The 16,765-nt window shown below is 74.0% G+C and carries 14 protein-coding genes; 4 read left to right on the top strand and 10 right to left on the bottom strand.

Annotated features, from left to right (window positions below; translation table 11 throughout):
• Positions 1-43 precede the first annotated feature (43 nt).
• Positions 44-499, top strand: a complete 456-nt coding sequence (locus tag DC008_RS18850) for a tellurite resistance TerB family protein (RefSeq protein WP_055621281.1) — start codon at positions 44-46, stop codon at positions 497-499.
• An 82-nt stretch (positions 500-581) separates the two neighbouring features.
• On the opposite strand, the gene DC008_RS18845 is transcribed toward DC008_RS18850, so the two are convergent.
• The 3 genes from DC008_RS18845 to DC008_RS18835 all read right to left on the bottom strand — a co-directional run bounded on the left by DC008_RS18845 (position 582) and on the right by DC008_RS18835 (position 3,502).
• Positions 582-1,949, bottom strand: a complete 1,368-nt coding sequence (locus tag DC008_RS18845; protein WP_208645920.1) for an LCP family protein — start codon at positions 1,947-1,949, stop codon at positions 582-584.
• A gap of 185 nt (positions 1,950-2,134) precedes the next feature.
• A complete protein-coding gene (locus DC008_RS18840) occupies positions 2,135-3,067 on the bottom strand; it encodes a M56 family metallopeptidase (protein ID WP_108707978.1) in 933 nt (310 codons plus the stop codon).
• A gap of 6 nt (positions 3,068-3,073) precedes the next feature.
• Positions 3,074-3,502 carry a BlaI/MecI/CopY family transcriptional regulator gene (locus DC008_RS18835; protein WP_108707977.1) on the bottom strand — a complete coding sequence of 143 codons (429 nt, stop codon included), beginning with the start codon at positions 3,500-3,502 and terminating at the stop codon, positions 3,074-3,076.
• A 167-nt stretch (positions 3,503-3,669) separates the two neighbouring features.
• Between DC008_RS18835 and DC008_RS18830 the strand changes: the two genes are divergently transcribed.
• Positions 3,670-3,888 (top strand): twin-arginine translocase TatA/TatE family subunit, encoded by a 219-nt coding sequence (locus DC008_RS18830; RefSeq protein WP_055621279.1) that lies wholly within the window; start codon positions 3,670-3,672, stop codon positions 3,886-3,888.
• A gap of 69 nt (positions 3,889-3,957) precedes the next feature.
• On the opposite strand, the gene DC008_RS18825 is transcribed toward DC008_RS18830, so the two are convergent.
• The 4 genes from DC008_RS18825 to DC008_RS18810 all read right to left on the bottom strand — a co-directional run bounded on the left by DC008_RS18825 (position 3,958) and on the right by DC008_RS18810 (position 7,041).
• Complete coding sequence (locus DC008_RS18825; RefSeq protein ID WP_055621278.1) at positions 3,958-4,380, bottom strand: DUF7144 family membrane protein; 423 nt, start codon at positions 4,378-4,380, stop codon at positions 3,958-3,960.
• A 65-nt stretch (positions 4,381-4,445) separates the two neighbouring features.
• Positions 4,446-4,916, bottom strand: coding sequence for an SHOCT domain-containing protein (locus DC008_RS18820; RefSeq protein WP_108707976.1), 471 nt, complete (start codon positions 4,914-4,916; stop codon positions 4,446-4,448).
• Positions 4,917-4,995: 79 nt separating this feature from the next.
• Positions 4,996-6,366 (bottom strand): hypothetical protein, encoded by a 1,371-nt coding sequence (locus DC008_RS18815; protein WP_108707975.1) that lies wholly within the window; start codon positions 6,364-6,366, stop codon positions 4,996-4,998.
• Between the two features lie 18 nt (positions 6,367-6,384).
• A complete protein-coding gene (locus DC008_RS18810) occupies positions 6,385-7,041 on the bottom strand; it encodes an HdeD family acid-resistance protein (RefSeq protein WP_108707974.1) in 657 nt (218 codons plus the stop codon).
• A gap of 232 nt (positions 7,042-7,273) precedes the next feature.
• Here DC008_RS18810 and DC008_RS18805 point away from each other — a divergent pair, with 232 nt between their 5' ends.
• On the top strand, positions 7,274-8,683 hold the full coding sequence (locus tag DC008_RS18805; protein WP_108707973.1) for a DUF2252 domain-containing protein: 1,410 nt from the start codon (positions 7,274-7,276) through the stop codon (positions 8,681-8,683).
• Between the two features lie 23 nt (positions 8,684-8,706).
• On the opposite strand, the gene DC008_RS18800 is transcribed toward DC008_RS18805, so the two are convergent.
• From DC008_RS18800 to DC008_RS18790, 3 genes are all read right to left on the bottom strand, one after another.
• Positions 8,707-8,904, bottom strand: coding sequence for a hypothetical protein (locus DC008_RS18800; RefSeq protein WP_055621273.1), 198 nt, complete (start codon positions 8,902-8,904; stop codon positions 8,707-8,709).
• Between the two features lie 106 nt (positions 8,905-9,010).
• On the bottom strand, positions 9,011-9,541 hold the full coding sequence (locus DC008_RS18795; protein WP_108707972.1) for a hypothetical protein: 531 nt from the start codon (positions 9,539-9,541) through the stop codon (positions 9,011-9,013).
• Complete coding sequence (locus DC008_RS18790; RefSeq protein WP_425276543.1) at positions 9,538-12,156, bottom strand: winged helix-turn-helix domain-containing protein; 2,619 nt, start codon at positions 12,154-12,156, stop codon at positions 9,538-9,540. Before DC008_RS18790 ends, DC008_RS18795 begins: the two co-directional genes overlap by 4 nt.
• A gap of 493 nt (positions 12,157-12,649) precedes the next feature.
• Between DC008_RS18790 and DC008_RS18785 the strand changes: the two genes are divergently transcribed.
• Complete coding sequence (locus DC008_RS18785) at positions 12,650-16,687, top strand: nSTAND1 domain-containing NTPase (RefSeq protein WP_108707971.1); 4,038 nt, start codon at positions 12,650-12,652, stop codon at positions 16,685-16,687.
• The last annotated feature ends 78 nt before the right edge of the window (positions 16,688-16,765 follow it).

Raw genomic sequence — 16,765 nt, 5'->3', positions numbered from 1 at the left:
TGTAGAAACAAACGCCGGGAACGAGCGACGGAGGAGTCCTCACATGGCCCTGTGGGACCGCATCAAGGAGTCCGCATCGACGATGCAGACCCAGCTGGTGGCGAAGAAGAACGACCTCAAGAGCGGTGCCTTCCGCGACGCGAGCATGGCGATGTGCGCACTCGTCGCCGCGGCCGACGGCACCGTCGATCCGTCCGAGCGGCAGCGGGTCGCCCAGCTCATCTCGGCCAACGAGGTGCTGCAGAACTTCCCCGCCGACGATCTGCGCCGTCGCTTCGAGGAGAACCTGGACCGTCTCACCACCGACTTCGACTTCGGCAAGGTGAGCGTCATGCAGGAGATCGCCAAGGCGAAGAAGAAGCCCGCCGAGGCGCGTGCCGTCGTCCAGATCGGCATCGTCATCGGCGGGGCCGACGGGCACTTCGACAAGGACGAGCAGGCCGTGGTCCGGGAGGCGTGCTACGCCCTCGGGCTGCCGCCGCACGAGTTCGACCTCTGAGCGGTCGCCGGAGCGTTCACGCGTCGGGCCGGTCCGTGCGAGCGAGCACGGGCCGGCCCGACGCGCCGTACACCCAAAGGCGTCAGCGGATCCGGTCCACGTCCAGATCGTCGCCCACGACCAGCGTGATCACGCCCGCCCCCGCGTTCGCGTCCGCCGCCTTCGGCCCCGGCGCCCCCGGCAGATGCGCGGCCAGGGCTCTCGCCTGCTGCTTCTGGTTTGCCGGGTAGGTGATCCCGGTGGTGCCGGCGGGCTCGGGCGCGTTGCCCGTACCGGTGACCGTGATGCCGGCCTCGCGCAGCTTCGCGGCGACCGTGCCGGCCAGGCCGGACGTCGAAGTGCCGTTCAGGACCTGGACCTTGACCGAGGAGGCGTACAGCGGCACCTTCGTGTCCGCCTTCAGACGGTCGCCGTCGACCTCCTTGTCCTTGGCCAGGGAGCTGAAGAGGTCGGTGGCGTGCGGGTACTGCCAGGCGACGTTGGCCTTGTCGGTGGGGACGTCGGCCTCGCGCGGGTAGTTGGGGACCGTGACGAAGGTCAGCCGGTCGCTCGGGATGCCCCGCAGCTCGGACGCCAGGGCGTACAGGGGCTTGATTCCGGCCAGATCCGGGTCCGTCGTCAGGGACTTGGTGGCGGACTTCAGAAAGCCGTAGAGGGAGGTGGGGCTGGTCAGCCGGTCCTGCGCCTTCTCGGCGAGGGCGTTCATGAACTCCTGCTGGCGGCCGATGCGCCCGATGTCCGAGCCGTTCCCGACGCCGTAGCGGACGCGGACGTAGCCGAGGGCCTTCTCGCCGGTGACGGTCTGGCAGCCGGCCTCCATGTCCAGACGGGCCTTCTCGGAGTGGATGGCCTCCTCGGGGCAGACCTCGATGCCGTCGAGGGCGTCCACCATGCCCTTGAAGCCCTGGAAGTCGACGGACATGAAGTGGTCGATGCGCAGGCCCGTCCGTGCCTCGACCGTCTTGATGGAGCAGGCGGCGGCCCCGGAGACCTCGCCGCCGGAACCGCCGATCGCGAACGCCTCGTTGATCTTGGCGTGGTGGGGGCGCGAGGTGCCGCCGCTCCCGTTCTCGCAGGCCGGTATCTCCACCCAGGAGTCACGCGGGAACGACACGACCGTGGCCCACTTCCGGTTCGCCGGCACGTGGAGCACCATCAGCGTGTCCGACTGCATGGTGGTCAGGTCCTTGCCGTACTTGGCGTTCGCGCCGTCGCGGCTGTCGGAACCGACCACCAGGATGTTCTTCGAGCCGGGGCTGAGGTTCTCCGGCCGGTCGCCGCCGATCTTGTCGTCCACGTCGGCCGACCCGATGCTGCCGTCGAGGTCCTGGTAGACCCACGCCCCGACGCCGGCCACGCCGAGCACGACCGCCGAGGTGACGCCGACGGTCCAGGCCAGTATCCGGCCCCTCCGCGTCAGCCGGGTCCTGCGCGCACCGGGCGACGCCATGCGCCGCCTCCCCGTTCCGCTCACGTTCCCTCCCCCTGGGGTCCGTCGCACCCTACATGGATACGGACATACGACGACCCGACCGGCCGTCCCTCCCGTCCGTCCCCCCTTGAACAGACGACGACCCGCGCCCCTTCCGTTGCCCGGCGGACGGAATCCGTCAACTCGGCCAGGTGGGAAGGGAGTCAGAGCGGGGTCGCCGCTTTCAGGATCAGGACCATGGTGACGGCGGCGTTCGCGGAGGACATCGCCGATACGGCCGTCCCGGCGGCCGCGCACCAGGCGGCGAGGCCCACCGAGGTGAACAGCGACGGCCAGCGGCGTACGGCGGGCTCCGGGCCGAGCAGGGCGGCGACCCGCCGGGGCACCGGCCCGGGCGCCGCGAAGCCGGCCAGGGTGGGCGCCGGGGTGCCCCGGGACACCAGCGCGGCCTTGCCGATGGCGTGGGCGACGGTCCGGCGGCTGCCGATCCGCCGGGCGGCCTCCTCGTCGGCCCAGCGCTCGGCGGTGTAGACGACGGCCGTACGCAGCGGGCGCAGGAACGGGTTGGCCCGTGCCGCGAGCTGGACGGTGAGCAGGAACCGGTGGTGCCCGCCGGTCAGATGCGCCCGTTCGTGCGCGAACAGCGCCCGGCGTTCGGCGGGCCGCAGCCGGTCCAGCAGGCCCGTCGTCACGACCACGCGGTCGCGCCGGCCGCCGGGCAGGGCGTACGCGTACGGCGTCTCGTCGCGCAGGACGGCGACCCCGGTCGGCGGCAGCCCGGACAGGGCTCGATGGGCTCGGCGGCGTACCCGGGCATGCCGCCACAGCGTCCGGGCGCAGGCCACGACGACCGCGCACAGCGACGGGATCGCCGCCTTGCCGACGACCTCGTCGTAGGGGACGGCGGCCCGTACCTCGGGGTCGGACCAGCCGTCGGGCAGCGGGTTGCCGGGGAGCTGGGCGGTGCCGACGACCATCACCAGGGCCAGGCACACCGTGCTGCACGCGGCCATCACCGCGGCGACGCCGGTGAGCAGCCGGGTCGCGGTGCGGGGGTGCAGATGCTGCTCGGCCAGCCGGGCGATCGGCCAGGCCGTCAGCGGCAGGACGAGCGGCAGAAAGACGAAGACCCCCATGAGGCGTCAGTCTTCCCCCGTGCCGTGCGCCCGACCCGTCCGGCCGCCCGTTCGATCCGCCCCTCCGGCCCGGCCGAGCAGATCGCGCAGCAGCCGCTCGTCGTCGGGGCCGAGACCGGTGACGAAGCTCGCCAGGACGGCCTCCCGGTCGCTCTCGGCGTCCAGGACCCGGCGCATCCGGTGCGCGGCGAGACCCGCCTGGTCGGAGGCCGGGGTCCAGGCGAAGGAGCGGCCCGCACGCTCCCGGGTGACGGCGCCCTTGGCCAGCAGCCGGGTCAGGATGGTGATGACGGTGGTGTAGGCGAGGTCGCCGCCGAGGCGCTCCTGCACCCAGCCGGCCGTCGCCGGGCCGTCGGCCTCGCCCAGCGCCGACAGGACCAGCGCCTCCAGCTCGCCCTGCCCCCGGCGCCGGGAACCTCGTCGCTCTTCCGTCATGCCCTGTTTCCCTCCCGCCGGCCCGCGCGTCACGTCGGCCCCGTACAACGGCTCGACGTAAGGAAAGCAGAGACGGTCTCCCCCCGGCTATCTACACTCCTGTAGATTCCTGGCGGTACGGCCCGCCGTCGTGGCCGGCCGCCCGGCCACCAGGAGGAGCGGACCTCATGTTCGGACTGAGCGAGATCGCGATCATCCTCATCGTCGTCATAGCCGTCCTCTGCGCCAAGAAGCTCCCCGAACTGACCCGCTCGGCGGGCAAGTCGGCGCGCATCCTCAAGGCCGAGGCCCGGGCGATGAAGGACGAGGACGACGGCGAGCGGGCCGCTCCGCGGGTGATCCCGGGCGAGACGGTCACCCCGCGCCCGGACGAGCCGAAGGCATGAGAGAGGGCCCCGCCTTCCGCCGGGGCCCGAAGATCCGGGGACGCCCTCCCGCCGGGGCGGAGGCGGACGTCACCAGCTGCGCATGTCGTCCCGCCGGGTGACGCACAGGGCCCAGATCACGAATCCGGAGATCGCGATGGCCACCACGGACCACACCGGGTAGTACGGCAGCGACAGGAAGTTGGCGATGATGATCAGCCCGGCGATGGCCACGCCGCCGACCCGGGCCCAGGTCGACGCCTGGAACAGCCCGATGCCGATGATCACGGCGATCGCCCCGAGGATGAGGTGGACCCAGCCCCAGCCGGTGAGGTCGAACTCGAACACGTAGTTGCGGGTGGCGAGGAAGACGTCGTCCTCGGCGATCCCCATGATGCCGCGGAAGATCGCGATGAGACCGGCGATCGTCAGCATGACCGCGGCGAAGGCCGTCAGGCCCGCGGCCCACGCGTACTTGGTCGTCTGGTCCTGGCGCGAGTGTGAGGTGGCCATCGTGTGCCTCGATTCCTTGTTCCGCGGGGCCCCTGGTGGTTCCCCATGGTGTCCGTCCCGGGCGGTCAGACCCGGGGGCCCGAGGAGGGCGGGGTGGAGGCGCCGGCCGCCGGGCCGGCGCCGCTGAGCACGAGTTCCTTGGCCCGGCGGAACTCGTCGTCGTCGATGTCACCGCGGTTGCGCATCTCGGAGAGCCTGGCCAGTTCGTCCGCGCTGCTGCGGCCGCCCGCCTCACCGGCCCGGTCGCGCACGTACTCGTCGAACGCGCGCTGCCGCGCCTGCGTGTGGGCGATCTCCCGGGCGCCCATCCCCTTGCCGCGGGCGATGAGGTAGACGAAGACACCGAGGAACGGCAGCACGATCACGAAGATCAGCCAGCCGGTCTTGCCCCAGCCGCTCAGCGCGTCGTCCCGGAAGATGTCACCGATGATCCGGAACAGCAGGATGAACCACATGATCCAGAGGAAGAACCACAGCAGCGTCCAGAACATGCTGAGCAGCGGGTAGTCGTAGGCGAGGTAGGTGTGACCGGTCATCGCTCTCCTCCGTCACGGCGTGCGGTCCCGTCCAGCGGTCCCGCTGCCATCAGAGTGCGCATGTTCACGTCGAGCGACCTCACCCTGGACGGGTGAAGTCGGTCTTGGGCGGCCTGGTCGCCGTCGCCGCCAGTACGGCGACCAGGGCCAGGGCGACCACCACCAGGCCGACGACCAGGGCCACCACGCCGACCGTGGGCCGGTTCCACAGCAGCAGGGCCAGCGCTCCGGCGCCGATGACGATGCCGGTGCTCCAGGAGCGGTGGGTGTCCAGCCAGCGACCGGCCGCGCCGGTGCGCAGTCCCGCGTCGCGCAGGGCGTGCCCGGCGGCGCCGGTGCCGCGCGCGGACTGGCCGCGCACCCAGCGGGCGACCCGGCTCGGGCCGAACAGATAGGCGGCGAGCGCCGTGATCACCGCGACGACCAGCAGGGTGCGGGTGCTGTCGCGCAGGAAGCGCACGAAGGTGTCGTAGATGGCCGCGGCGGCGTCGGTGGGCAGGACCGAGGTGGGCACGGAGTCCAGGTAGATCCGGCGGGCGACGGCGAGACCGACGAGGAGCACGATCATCATGACGGCGATGCCGGACGCCGTGATCAGCAGCATCACGCGGTGGGCGGGCGCGATCCACACGGTGAGCGCGGCCAGCACGATCGTGATGACCGGCAGCCAGACGCCCATGACGTCGAGCAGCCGCAGCGCGTCCTGCGCCTCGTTCAGCTTGTCGGTCTGGAAGAGGGTGATCTGCGCGTCCGGCGCGGGGATCGCGGACGCCTTGTCGAAGCCCTGCGCGACCAGGCGCTGCTTGACGTCGTCGATCAGGGGACCGACGTCCAGCTTGATGCTGTCGCCCTCGGCGCGCACCGCCCCGCTGTTGTCACCGGTGAGCACGCCGACGACGGCCGCGTGGGCCCGCCGGTTGGCGTCGACCCACACCTCCTCGAAGGTGCCGCTGGTGACGACCCGGTTGATGATGCCGTGCACGACGTCCGTCACGGCGGCCTTCAGCGGCCCGGCGAGCGCCTCCGTCCGGTCGACGATGGCCGGGGGCGCCCCGGCGTCGGCGAGCGCCTTGCCGAGTTCCCTCGTCACCGCGTCGACGTCGACGTTGGCGACGACCCGGGCCGTCAGCCGGTCGGTGACGACGTCCTGCACGGCCGGTTCGGACGCGAGAGGGGCGACGGTGTCGACGTACCGGTCGGTGTCGGAGACCGTGTCGGCCGTCCAGGCGGCGACGACGGCCGGCACCGACAGCAGAAGGGTGATCAGCAGCAGCAGCGAAGACCCGGCGTAGCGCGCCTTGCGGTGCCGTTGCGTGGAGGCGTGGCGCAGCCGTTCGTATGCGGCCGCCTCCTCCGGGGAGAGCACCCGGGGGCCGGGCGTGCCGGGGCCGGGCGTGCCGGGGCCCGGCTCGGGGCGTTCGGGGGGTTCGGGGGTCGCATCCGGGGGCATCGGCGCCTCCTCGGTCGCTCAGGGGGCCGCCTCGCGGGGCGGCGGTTCGGGCAGCGCCTGGCGCAGCGCGGCCCGCCAGGCGAAGGCGACGCCCAGTTCGGCGAGGCCGAGCAGGACGAGCCACAGTCCGAGCAGCCGGGTCAGGACGACGGCGGACTCGCCGGGCAGGGCCAGGACGACGATGCCCGCGACGACGCCGAGACCGGCGGCCGCGAGGACGACCCCGCGGTGCGGCATGCCCTTCAGCGCCAGCGCGGTCCAGGCGGTCAGCATGCCGGTGACGACCCAGACGGCGCCGACGATCAGGGAGAGCGCCGCGATGGTCTGGAGCGGGTTGCGCAGGCAGAGCACACCGGCCAGGACGAAGAGCACGGCCGCGAGCAGCTCCAGATGCCGGTCGCCGTGCGCCCGCGCGAACGAGGCGACGAACCGGAAGGCACCGGTGACCAGCAGATACAGCCCGATGATCACCGCCAGGACGTGCAGGGTGGCGTCCGGCCAGGCCAGCGCCACGACGCCGGGCACGAGCGTGGCCACCGCCGAGGCGAGCAGCCACTTCCAGGAGCCGCCGAGCGCCGACAACAGGCGCTCGGTCTCCTGGTCGGGTGGGGGGGCCGTCCCGCCGGCCAGAGGATCGGATCCGGTGTGCGGCGCCGGGCCACGCGACATGGTCATGGCTCCTCCTCGCGTGGTACGGCCGTCGCCAGCGGTCCGCCGACGGGACGGTGTGTGGCACCCCTCACCTGGATCAGCGTGCCCCGCGCCGCCGCTCGCCGGGTCACCCCTGGCGGGTGATCCGTGCGGGGCGCCCCGGCGATGAGGTGGACGGTGGAAGGGACTGCCGGTGCGCCCGGGCCCCGGGGGCACGCACCGCGGGCGCCGGCCGCACGGACGTGGAGGGCGAGCCATGACGATTCCGAGCGCGTTCACAGCGTCGCTGTCCCCGGCCGAGCGGGCGGCCCACGGCAGGAACGCCCGCAAGCGCGCCCCGCGCTCGGGCCAGGCCCGCTACGAGGCCGGCGGCCGCCAGGACCCGGTCGAGGTGATCGAGCGTCAGTCGGCCACGCGGGTGCGGGAGTTGGTGCCGATCCGGTACGCCCGGATGCTGGAGTCGCCGTTCCGCTTCTACCGGGGCGCGGCGGCGATCATGGCGATGGACCTCGGACGTCATCCGCACAGCGGTCTGACCGTGCAGCTGTGCGGGGACGCCCATCTGCTGAACTTCCGTCTGCTGGCCTCGCCCGAACGCCATCTGGTCTTCGACATCAACGACTTCGACGAGACGCTGGCCGGGCCGTTCGAATGGGACGTCAAGCGGCTCGCGGCCAGCTTCGTGATCGCCGCCCGGGCCAACGGCTTCGGCGCGCCGGAGCAGGACGAGGCCGTCCGCGCCTGCGTGCGCGGGTACCGGACGCGGATGCGGGAGTTCGCCGGGATGCGGACCCTGGACATCTGGTACGCCCAGGACGACGCCGACCGGATGCGCGCGCTGCTGGCGTCCGCGATGAACAAGCAGACCCGGCGCCGTACGGCGGAGGCCACCGCGAAGGCCCGTACCCGCACCCATATGCAGGCGTACGCGAAGCTGACCCGGCGCACCCCCGCGGGCCGGGTCATCGCCTCGGACCCACCGCTGATCACCCCGCTGCGGGACCTCCCGAGCGGCGCCTCCACGGACCGGCAGGAGAAGGAGCTGCAGGCGGTCGTCGAGGGCTATACGAAGACCCTGTCGTCGGAGCGCCGGCATCTGCTGCGCCGCTACCGGGTGGTCGACATCGCCCGCAAGGTGGTCGGCGTGGGCAGTGTCGGCACCCGCTGCTGGATCATCCTCATGCTCGGCCGCGACGACGACGATCCACTGCTGCTGCAGGCCAAGGAGGCGCAGGAGTCCGTGCTGGCCGCGCACACCGGCGGCGAGCGCTTCGACAACCAGGGCCGCCGGGTGGTGACGGGCCAGCGGCTGATCCAGACGACCAGCGACATCTTCCTGGGCTGGACCCATGTCGTCAGCGGCCTCGACGGGCAGGGCCGGGACTTCTACGTACGGCAGCTGCGGGACTGGAAGGGCATCGCGCGGCCGGAGCTCTGGGACCCGGCGCCGCTGTGCCTGTTCGGGCAGCTGTGCGGTGCGAGCCTGGCCCGGGCGCACGCCCGCTCCGGCGATCCGGTGGCCCTCGCGGCCTACCTGGGCGGTGGCGACCGCTTCGACCATGCCCTCACCGAGTTCGCGCGCGCCTACGCCGACCAGAACGAACGGGACTTCGAGGCGCTGGGCACGGCGGTGGCCGCGGGCCGCGTCGAGGCCCGGGACCTCTGAGACGGCCGCAGGAACAAGGCTGTTCACTCGGGCAGTTGCCGCATCTCCACGACCCGCAGGCCCAGCGACTGGCAGCGGGCCAGGAGCCCGTACAGCTGGGCGTCGTCGACGATCGGCCCGTACAGCACGGTCTGGCCGGACATCACCACGTGGTCCAGTTCCGGGAAGAGTCTGGCCAGCGTCTCCGACACATGACCCTCGACACGGATCTCGTAGCGCATCTGCTGCTCTCCCGCCGACCGCGGTTGCCAGTGCTGCCATGGTCGCGCCGGACCCCGGCCGCCACCTCACCCGGCGCAGGTGAGCCGGGTGAGGTGGCGGGACGCCTCAGTGCGACACGACGATCTTGAACACGACGATCAGGAGGCCGAACAGCAGGTTGACCGCGGCGCTCAGGGCGATCAGCCGTCGGGTCGCGCCGGCCCGTGCCGCCGCCGCCACGGACCAGCCGACCTGCCCGGCGACGGCGACCGAGAGGGCCAGCCACGCGGTGCCGGAGAGGTCGAGGCCCAGCAGGGGGCTGATGGCGACGGCCACGGCGGGCGGCACGGCCGCCTTGACGATCGGCCACTCCTCACGGCACACCTGCCACACGGTCGCCCGGTTCCAGGGCCGGTCGGCGAGCCGCGCGCCGAACAGCTGGGCGTGCACATGCGCGGCCCAGAACACCAGGCCGGTCAGAAGCAGCAGGACCACCAGCTCGGTGCGGTGGAACGAGCCGAGGGCACCGGCGCCGATCACCACCGACGCGGCCAGCATGGAGCCGTAGACGCCGCCGGTGTAGTCGGCGTGCGCCCGCAGCCGCGCCCGCCGCTCGCGCGCGCTCGCCCGGTGCTCGACGGCGGGCCGGGACGTCACAGCAGGTCCAGTTCGCGAGCCCGCCGGACGGCGTCGTTGCGGCGGTTGACGGCGAGCTTGCGGTAGACGCTCTTCAGATGCGTCTTGACGGTGTTCACGGACACGTACAGATCGGCGGCGATGTCCTCGGTGGACATCATCTGGGCGAGCCGCAGCAGCACGTCGTGCTCCCGTCCGCTCAGCGGCTCGACGAGGACGGGCGGCGGCTCGGCGTCGGCCGGCGGATGGTGCGGCGGGACGGCTGCCAGGTAGGGCTCGACCCAGGGTCCGGCCTCCCGGAACGGCCGGCGCAGCCGCTCGCGCCGGGCCTCCGCGACGGCCTGCACGACCAGCCGGCGGGCGGTGGCGGTGTCCCCCGCGGTGTGCGCGGCCTGCGCCCGCAGCAGCGTGGCGCGCACGAGCACCGCCGGGCCTCCGCCCCGCACGGGACCGCCGGGGTCGAGCAGTCGCAGTGCCCCGCCCGGGTCGCCGGCCGCGAGCCGGGCGCGGGCGGCGGCGACGGCGAGGACGGGTTGTTCGCCGCCCACCTGGTCCAGCACCTTCGTCGCCAGGTCGGGCCGGCCCTCGGCGAGGTGGGCGGCCGAGGCGACCAGCGCGGTGTGCAGGTGCTGCCAGGGCGAGCGGACGGCGGCGGGCACCGCCGGTTCGGCGGCCTCCAGGGCCGCGCGCGCCCTGCCGCGGGCCAGCAGCAGCCGGGCCGTGGTGAGCGAGCGGCCCGCCGCCGTCACCGGGTCGTGGACCGCCGGTCCGGAGGTCCGGTCGAGCAGCGCCCGCGCCTCGGCGAGGTCGTCGCGCTCGACGGCCGCGGCGGCCAGGACGACCGGGCCGAGCCCTGAGCCGGCGCCTTCGGCCAGCCCGAACCGCTCGGTCTCGGCGAGGGCGGCGGCCGCCTTGCGCTCAGCCGTGGCAGGCCGGCCGGAGAGGTGGTCGATGAGGGCGAGCAGCTCCAGGGACTCCGCCCGGGGCAGCGCTGTGGCCGCGCCGGTCGTGGTGCCCGCCACCGTGGTGAGCGCGGTCCGGGCCTCGTCGAAGTCGCCCGCCCACAGCCGGGCCGAGCCCAGATGGGTCAGCAGCAGCGCGGACAGCTCGGGGTGCTTGTCCAGCAGGTCGGCGGGGAGTTCGTGCTGGAGCGCGCGGGCGGCGCGGACCGCCTCCTCGGCGCACTGCGGGGAGCCGGTGAGCCGGGCCGCGAGCGCCTCCAGCAGGGCGCAGCCCAGCCGGGCCGCGGCGGTGCCGGGGCCTTCGGCGGCCAGCCGCTCGCGGACGGTCCCCAGGCCGGCGAGGGCGTGGTCGAGGTCGCCGCGGGCGAGGTCCCGGGCCACCCGGACCAGTTCGGCGGCGGGGCTCGCCGCCTCCGGGTCCATGCCGGAGAACAGGTCGGCGAGATGGTCGGTGCGCAGCCCGGTGAAGAGCTGCCCGAGCGCGAGGTCGTCGACGAGGGCCCCGGCGGTGAAGTCCCACGCCCCGGCCGCCGCGCCATGGGTCAGCGTCTCCGGCAGCTGTCCCGAGCGGCCCAGCCAGTGCGCGGCCCGCAGATGAAGGCCGGGTTCCAGGTCGGCGGAGCGTTCCCGCAGATGGGCCCGGAGGATCTCGCGGAACAGCGGGTGCAGGCGGTACCAGCCGTGCCCGAGGTCCTCGACGAACGCGTTCTCCCGGTGCAGGCCCGCGAGGATCGCCTCGGCGTCGCCGCGACCGGTCAGCTCGTTGGCGAGGTCCGCGCAGAAGCGGTCCAGGACGCTGACGCGCAGCAGGAGGTCCTGGGTGGCGGGCGGCTGCCGTTTGAGGACCTCCGCGAGCAGGAAGTCCGCGACCGTGCTGTGCCCGGCCTCGAACTCCTTCAGATACTCCTCCGGGTCGGGGTGCTGCTGGGCGGCGAGCGCGCACAGCCGCAGCCCGGCCGCCCAGCCCCCGGTGCGTTCGACGAGGGCGGTCGCGGCCTGCACGGACAGCCGCAGTCCGTGCCGCCGCAGCAGCGCCACGGCCTCCTCGGGGGTGAACGCCAGCTCGGCGTTGCGGATCTCGGTGATGGCGCCGGCCGCGCGGTAGCGGTGCAGGGGCAGCAGGGGTTCGGTGCGGGTGACGAGGACCAGGTGCAGTCCAGGACCGGCGTGGTGCAGGACGAACTCCAGCTGCTCGGCGACCTCGGGGGTGCCGACCCGGTCGTACTCGTCCAGCACCACGGTGAGTTCGTCGGTGCCGAGCCGGGCGGCGAGCCGGGTGAGCAGGGTGTGGTGCACGCGACCGGCGTCGGCGGGTGTGCCGACGTCGCCGGCGACCGGCACCCCGTGGGTGCGCAGCGCCTGCAGCAGATGGGCCCAGAACATCCCGGGGCCGCGCAGCGACGGGTCGAGGGTCAGCCAGACGACCGGGCGTTCCAGGCCGGCCGCCCAGTCGGCGACCAGCAGCGTCTTGCCGGCCCCGGCGGCGCCGTTGACCATCGTGAGCGGGGTGACCAGGGCCTGGTCGAGGTGGTGGACCAGGCGGTCGCGGCGCAGAAAGGTGGCGGGGCGGGTCGGGAGCGCGAAACGGGTCCGCAGGAACGGGTCGCCGAGGGGGTCCGCGTGGGGGGCGCCCGGTTCGGGGGGTATGCCGTCGCTCTCTGCCACCTCGTTCACCGCCTTGCAGCGCGAGACCGGCCTGCCGTCCCCTCCCCCACCACCATCACAGTTTTCGGGGGTTCGCGCGCGTCAAGCGGGTGCCACTCCGGGAACCGCGTCGTCCGGCACCGGTCCCTCCCCTCGTGGGGACCGGTGCCGGACGGCGGAGCGGGTGCCGGTCCCACGGCCTGTCTCCGGGCTCCGAGGACCGGCGCGGCCCGAACGGGTCGGGCGCGGGACGACGGCGGCGCGAAGCGCTCGCGACTCCCGCGGACAGCGAGGGTGTGAAAGCTGTCCGAGAACGTGCGGCGCCGGGTGGGACGGCTTCGGGCTCTGCGGCTGGTGAGCCCGCCTCGGCGGCGCGCGGCGCCTCCCGCACCTGCGTCGTGATCCTGCCAGTCGGAGGGTGCCCGCGAGGAGGTTCCGGTCTCCGGAGCGGGTCTTCCTCGCAGGTCAGCCGTATAAGGTGAGTTTTCCGGTCCGGAAGACCCGGTGGCGCGCGAGTGAGGGAGTGACGGTCTTGAGTTCCGAGTCGGCGGCGCGCGCGGCCTTCGCGGAACGGCTCGCGCTGCTCTACAAGGAGGCCGGGAACCCACCCCTGAAGAGCGTGGCCGAGGCGGTCGTACGGCTGCAGCGGGTGGACGAGCGGGGGCGCCCGGTCCGGGTGTCCGCGCAGCGGATCAGCGACTGGCGCAGGGCCCGGAACGTCCCGGCGCAGTTCGCCGCGCTCTCGGCCGTCCTGCACGTCCTCGTCCCGCAGGCCCGGCGGCTGCGCCCGACCCCCGTGTCGGCCGGTCTGTACGACCTCGTGCAGTGGCAGCACCTGTGGGAGCGGGCGACCTCCGGTCCGGGGCAGGACCAGGAGCAGGAGGCCTCGGCGGCGGTGGCCGGCGGGGTGTGCCCGTACCGGGGGCTGGCGTCCTACCGGCAGGAGGACGCCCGCTGGTTCTTCGGCCGGGAGCGCAGCACCGGCACCCTGGTCGCCCGGCTCCGCTCGGCGGAGCGCACCGGCGGCCTGGTGATGCTGGTCGGCGCCTCGGGCGCCGGGAAGTCCTCCCTGCTCAACGCGGGACTGGTGCCGGCCGTGCGGGAGGGCGCGCTGGGCGGCGACGGCACTCCGAGGGCGAGCGCCGTGCTGCAACTGGTGCCGGGCGCCGATCCGCTGGGCGAGCTGAGGCGCCGGGTGCCGGAGCTGACGGACGTCGTCTCCACAGCCCGGGGACCGGACGAGACGGACAGCGGCACGGACGAGACGGACACCGGCCCCGATCTCGTACGGGACGTGCGCGAGGCCGTCCTCGGCTGGGCCCGGCGCGAGGCCTCCGCCACCGGACCGCCGGGTTCGCCTCCGGACGTCCCCCAGGGCCCACCCGTACTGATCGTCGATCAGTTCGAAGAAACCTTCACCCTCTGTCCGGACGAGGCGGACCGCCGCGCCTTCGTCCGTGTCCTGCACGCGGCCTGCACCCCGCCCCGCCCCGGCGCCCCCGCTCCCGCCCTGGTCGTCCTCGGCGTCCGCGCCGACTTCTACGAACAGTGCCTGGTCCACCCCGAGCTGGCCGACGCCCTCCAGCACCGGCACATGGTCCTCGGCCCGCTCACCACCACCGAACTGCGCGAGGCCGTGACCGGACCGGCGAAGGCGGTGGGCCTGGAGCTGGAACCGGGGCTCGCCGAGCTGATCGCCCGGGAGGTCGGCGCGGACGGCCCGCGCGGCGCCCATGACGCGGGCGTGCTGCCCCTGCTGTCGCACGCGATGCTCGTCACCTGGCAGCGCCGCAAGGCCGGCCGGCTCACGCTCGCCGGATACCGCGCGGCCGGCGGCATCCAGGGCGCGGTCGCCGCGACCGCCGAGCGCGCCTGGGCACAGCTGGACCCGGCGGCCCGCACGGCCGCCCGGCTGCTCCTGCTGCGCCTGGTCCGGATCGGCGAGGACACCCAGGCGACCCGGCGGCGCGGCACCCGCCGGCAGCTCGCGGCGGAGGCGGCGGACCCGGCGAAGACCGAGGAGTCGCTGGAAGCGCTGGTCAGGGCCCGGCTGGTCACTCTGGACGCGGACACCGTGGAGATCACGCACGAGGCCCTGCTGCACGCCTGGCCCCGGCTGCGGGACTGGATCGACGAGGACCGCCAGGGCCATCTGCTGCGCCAGCGGCTGGAGGAGGACGGCCGGTCCTGGGAGGAGTCCGGGCGGGACTCCGCGCTGCTGTACCGGGGCTCCCGGCTGGAGCAGGCGCACGACTGGGCGCGCTCCGCCGGGAACACCTTCCTCACCCGAGGCGCCGTGGAGTTCCTGGCCGCGTCCGTCCGGCTGCGCCGGCGCACCGTGTGGATCCTGCGCGGCGGCGTCGCGGTGCTCGTGGCGCTCGCGCTGGTGGCCGTCGGGGCGGCGGCGGTGGCGTGGAAGCAGCGCGACGACGCCCTGTTCGCACAGGTGCTCGCCGAGGCCGACCGCTTCCAGTACACCGATCCCTCGCTGTCCGCCCAGCTCGATCTGGTGGCGCACCGGCTGCGCCCGGACGACGAGGAGACCGGCAGCCGGCTCGTCTCGATCGTGAACGCGCCGCTCGCCACCCCGCTCAGCGGCCACTCCGGCGCCGTCTACCTGACCTCGTTCCGCCCCGACGGCAAGGTCCTGGCCACCGCCGGCTACGACCGGACCGTCCGTCTGTGGGACGTGTCGGACGCGCGCCGCCCCCGCCCGCTGGGCGCGCCCCTGACCGGGCACCGCAGCTGGGTGAGCAGCGCCGTCTTCAGCCCCGACGGCCGCACGCTCGCCAGCGCCGCCGACGACGGCACCGTCCGGCTGTGGGACGTACGGCATCCGGAGCGGCCGGAGCCGATCGCCGCCTCGCTGACCGGGCACGAGGGCACCGTCTACCTGGTGGCGTTCAGCCCGGACGGCCGCACCCTGGCCTCGGTGAGCGAGGACCGTACGGTCCGCCTGTGGGACGTGTCCGACGCCGGGCGCCCGAAAGCGCTCGCCACGCTCACGGGGGCGAAGGCCGCCGTGCGCACGGTGGCGTTCGGCCCGGACGGCCACACCCTGGCGGCGGGCGGCGACGACGAGACCGTACGGCTCTGGGACGTGTCCGACCGGCGGCGGCCGGAGCGGCTGGCCACGCTGACCGGGCACACCGGCCTGGTGCACTCGGTGGCGTTCAGCCCCGACGGCCGCACCCTGGCCAGCGGCAGCGGCGACGACACCGTACGGCTCTGGGACGTGTCCGACGGGGCCCGCGCCCACCAGGTCGGCACCCCGCTGACCGGGCATCTGGGGCCCGTCTGGTCGGTGGCGTTCAATCCGGACGGGACGATGCTCGCCGCCGCCAGCGCGGACAGCACCGCGAGCCTGTGGAACGTCAGCGATCCGGCGGACGCCTCGCAGGTCGGCGAGCCGCTGGCGGGCGGCAGCGGGGAGATGTACGCGCTCGGCTTCAGCCCGGACGGCCGCACCCTCGCCACCGGCAGCGGCGACGGCAAGGTCCGGCTGTGGTCCATCCCGACGTCCGACATGACCGGCCGCACGGGCGCGTTCCGGCCGGACGGCAAGGTGCTGGCGACCGCCGCCCGGGACGGCAGCGTGCGGCTGTGGGACGTGGCCCGGCCCGACCGGCCCGTGCTGCTCAACGAGCCCTTCCTGCCCGGCGAGGGCGGACAGCGGTCCCTGGCGTTCTCCCCGGACGGGCACACCCTCGCGGTGCTGACCGGCAGCCGGGCGGTCCATCTCTGGGACGTCCGCGACCTCGCCCGTCCGGTCCCCCTGGGCTCGCCGCTCACGCTGCACACCCGGTTCATGGGCCCGGACGCGCTCGCGTTCAGCCCGGACGGGCGCACGCTGGCCACCGCGTACGACGACCGCACGATCCGGCTGTGGGACGTGCGCGACCCGGCCGACGCGAAACCGCTCGGGGAGCCGCTGACCGGCCACGGCGGCTACATCAACTCCCTCGCCTTCAGCCCGGACGGGCGCACCCTGGCCAGCGGCAGCGCGGACGCCACGGTCCGGCTGTGGGACGTGCGCTCCCCCGCCCGCGCGAGGCCGCTCGGGGACCCGCTGACCGGGCACGGCGGGCCCGTCAACTCGCTCGCCTACGCCCCGGACGGCCGCACGCTCGCCAGCGCCGGCGACGACGACGCGGTCCGGCTGTGGGACGTCATCGACCCGGCCCGGGCGCGAGCCCAGGGGGACCCGCTCACCGGCCACACCGAGGCGGTCGTCTCGCTGACGTTCGGCCCGGACGGCCGCACCCTCGCCAGCGGCGGCAACGACAACACGGTGCGGATGTGGGACGTCCGGGACCCGGCGCACGCCTCCGCGGTCGGCCGGGCCATGAGCCCCAACGCCCGGACGGGCAACTTCCTGGCGTTCCGGCCCGCGAGCAGCATGCTCGGCGTCTCCAGCGGCACCGACACCGTCCGGCTGTGGAACCTGGACGTCGACCAGGCGATCCACCGCGTCTGCGCGACGACCCGGGGCGTACTGACCCGGGAGCGGTGGGACGAGTATCTGCCCCGGCTGTCCTATGAACCTCCGTGCTCCGGGTGAACTCCTGTGACCTGTGCGGAGCGTGAGGGAGCGGGGACGCAAGTGATATGCCTGAGGCAACTTTGACAGCGTTTTCCG

The organism is Streptomyces nigra, assembly GCF_003074055.1.
In the GTDB taxonomy this organism is placed as follows: Bacteria; Actinomycetota; Actinomycetes; order Streptomycetales; family Streptomycetaceae; genus Streptomyces; species Streptomyces nigra.
This window is presented reverse-complemented; position numbering and strand designations above follow the sequence as displayed.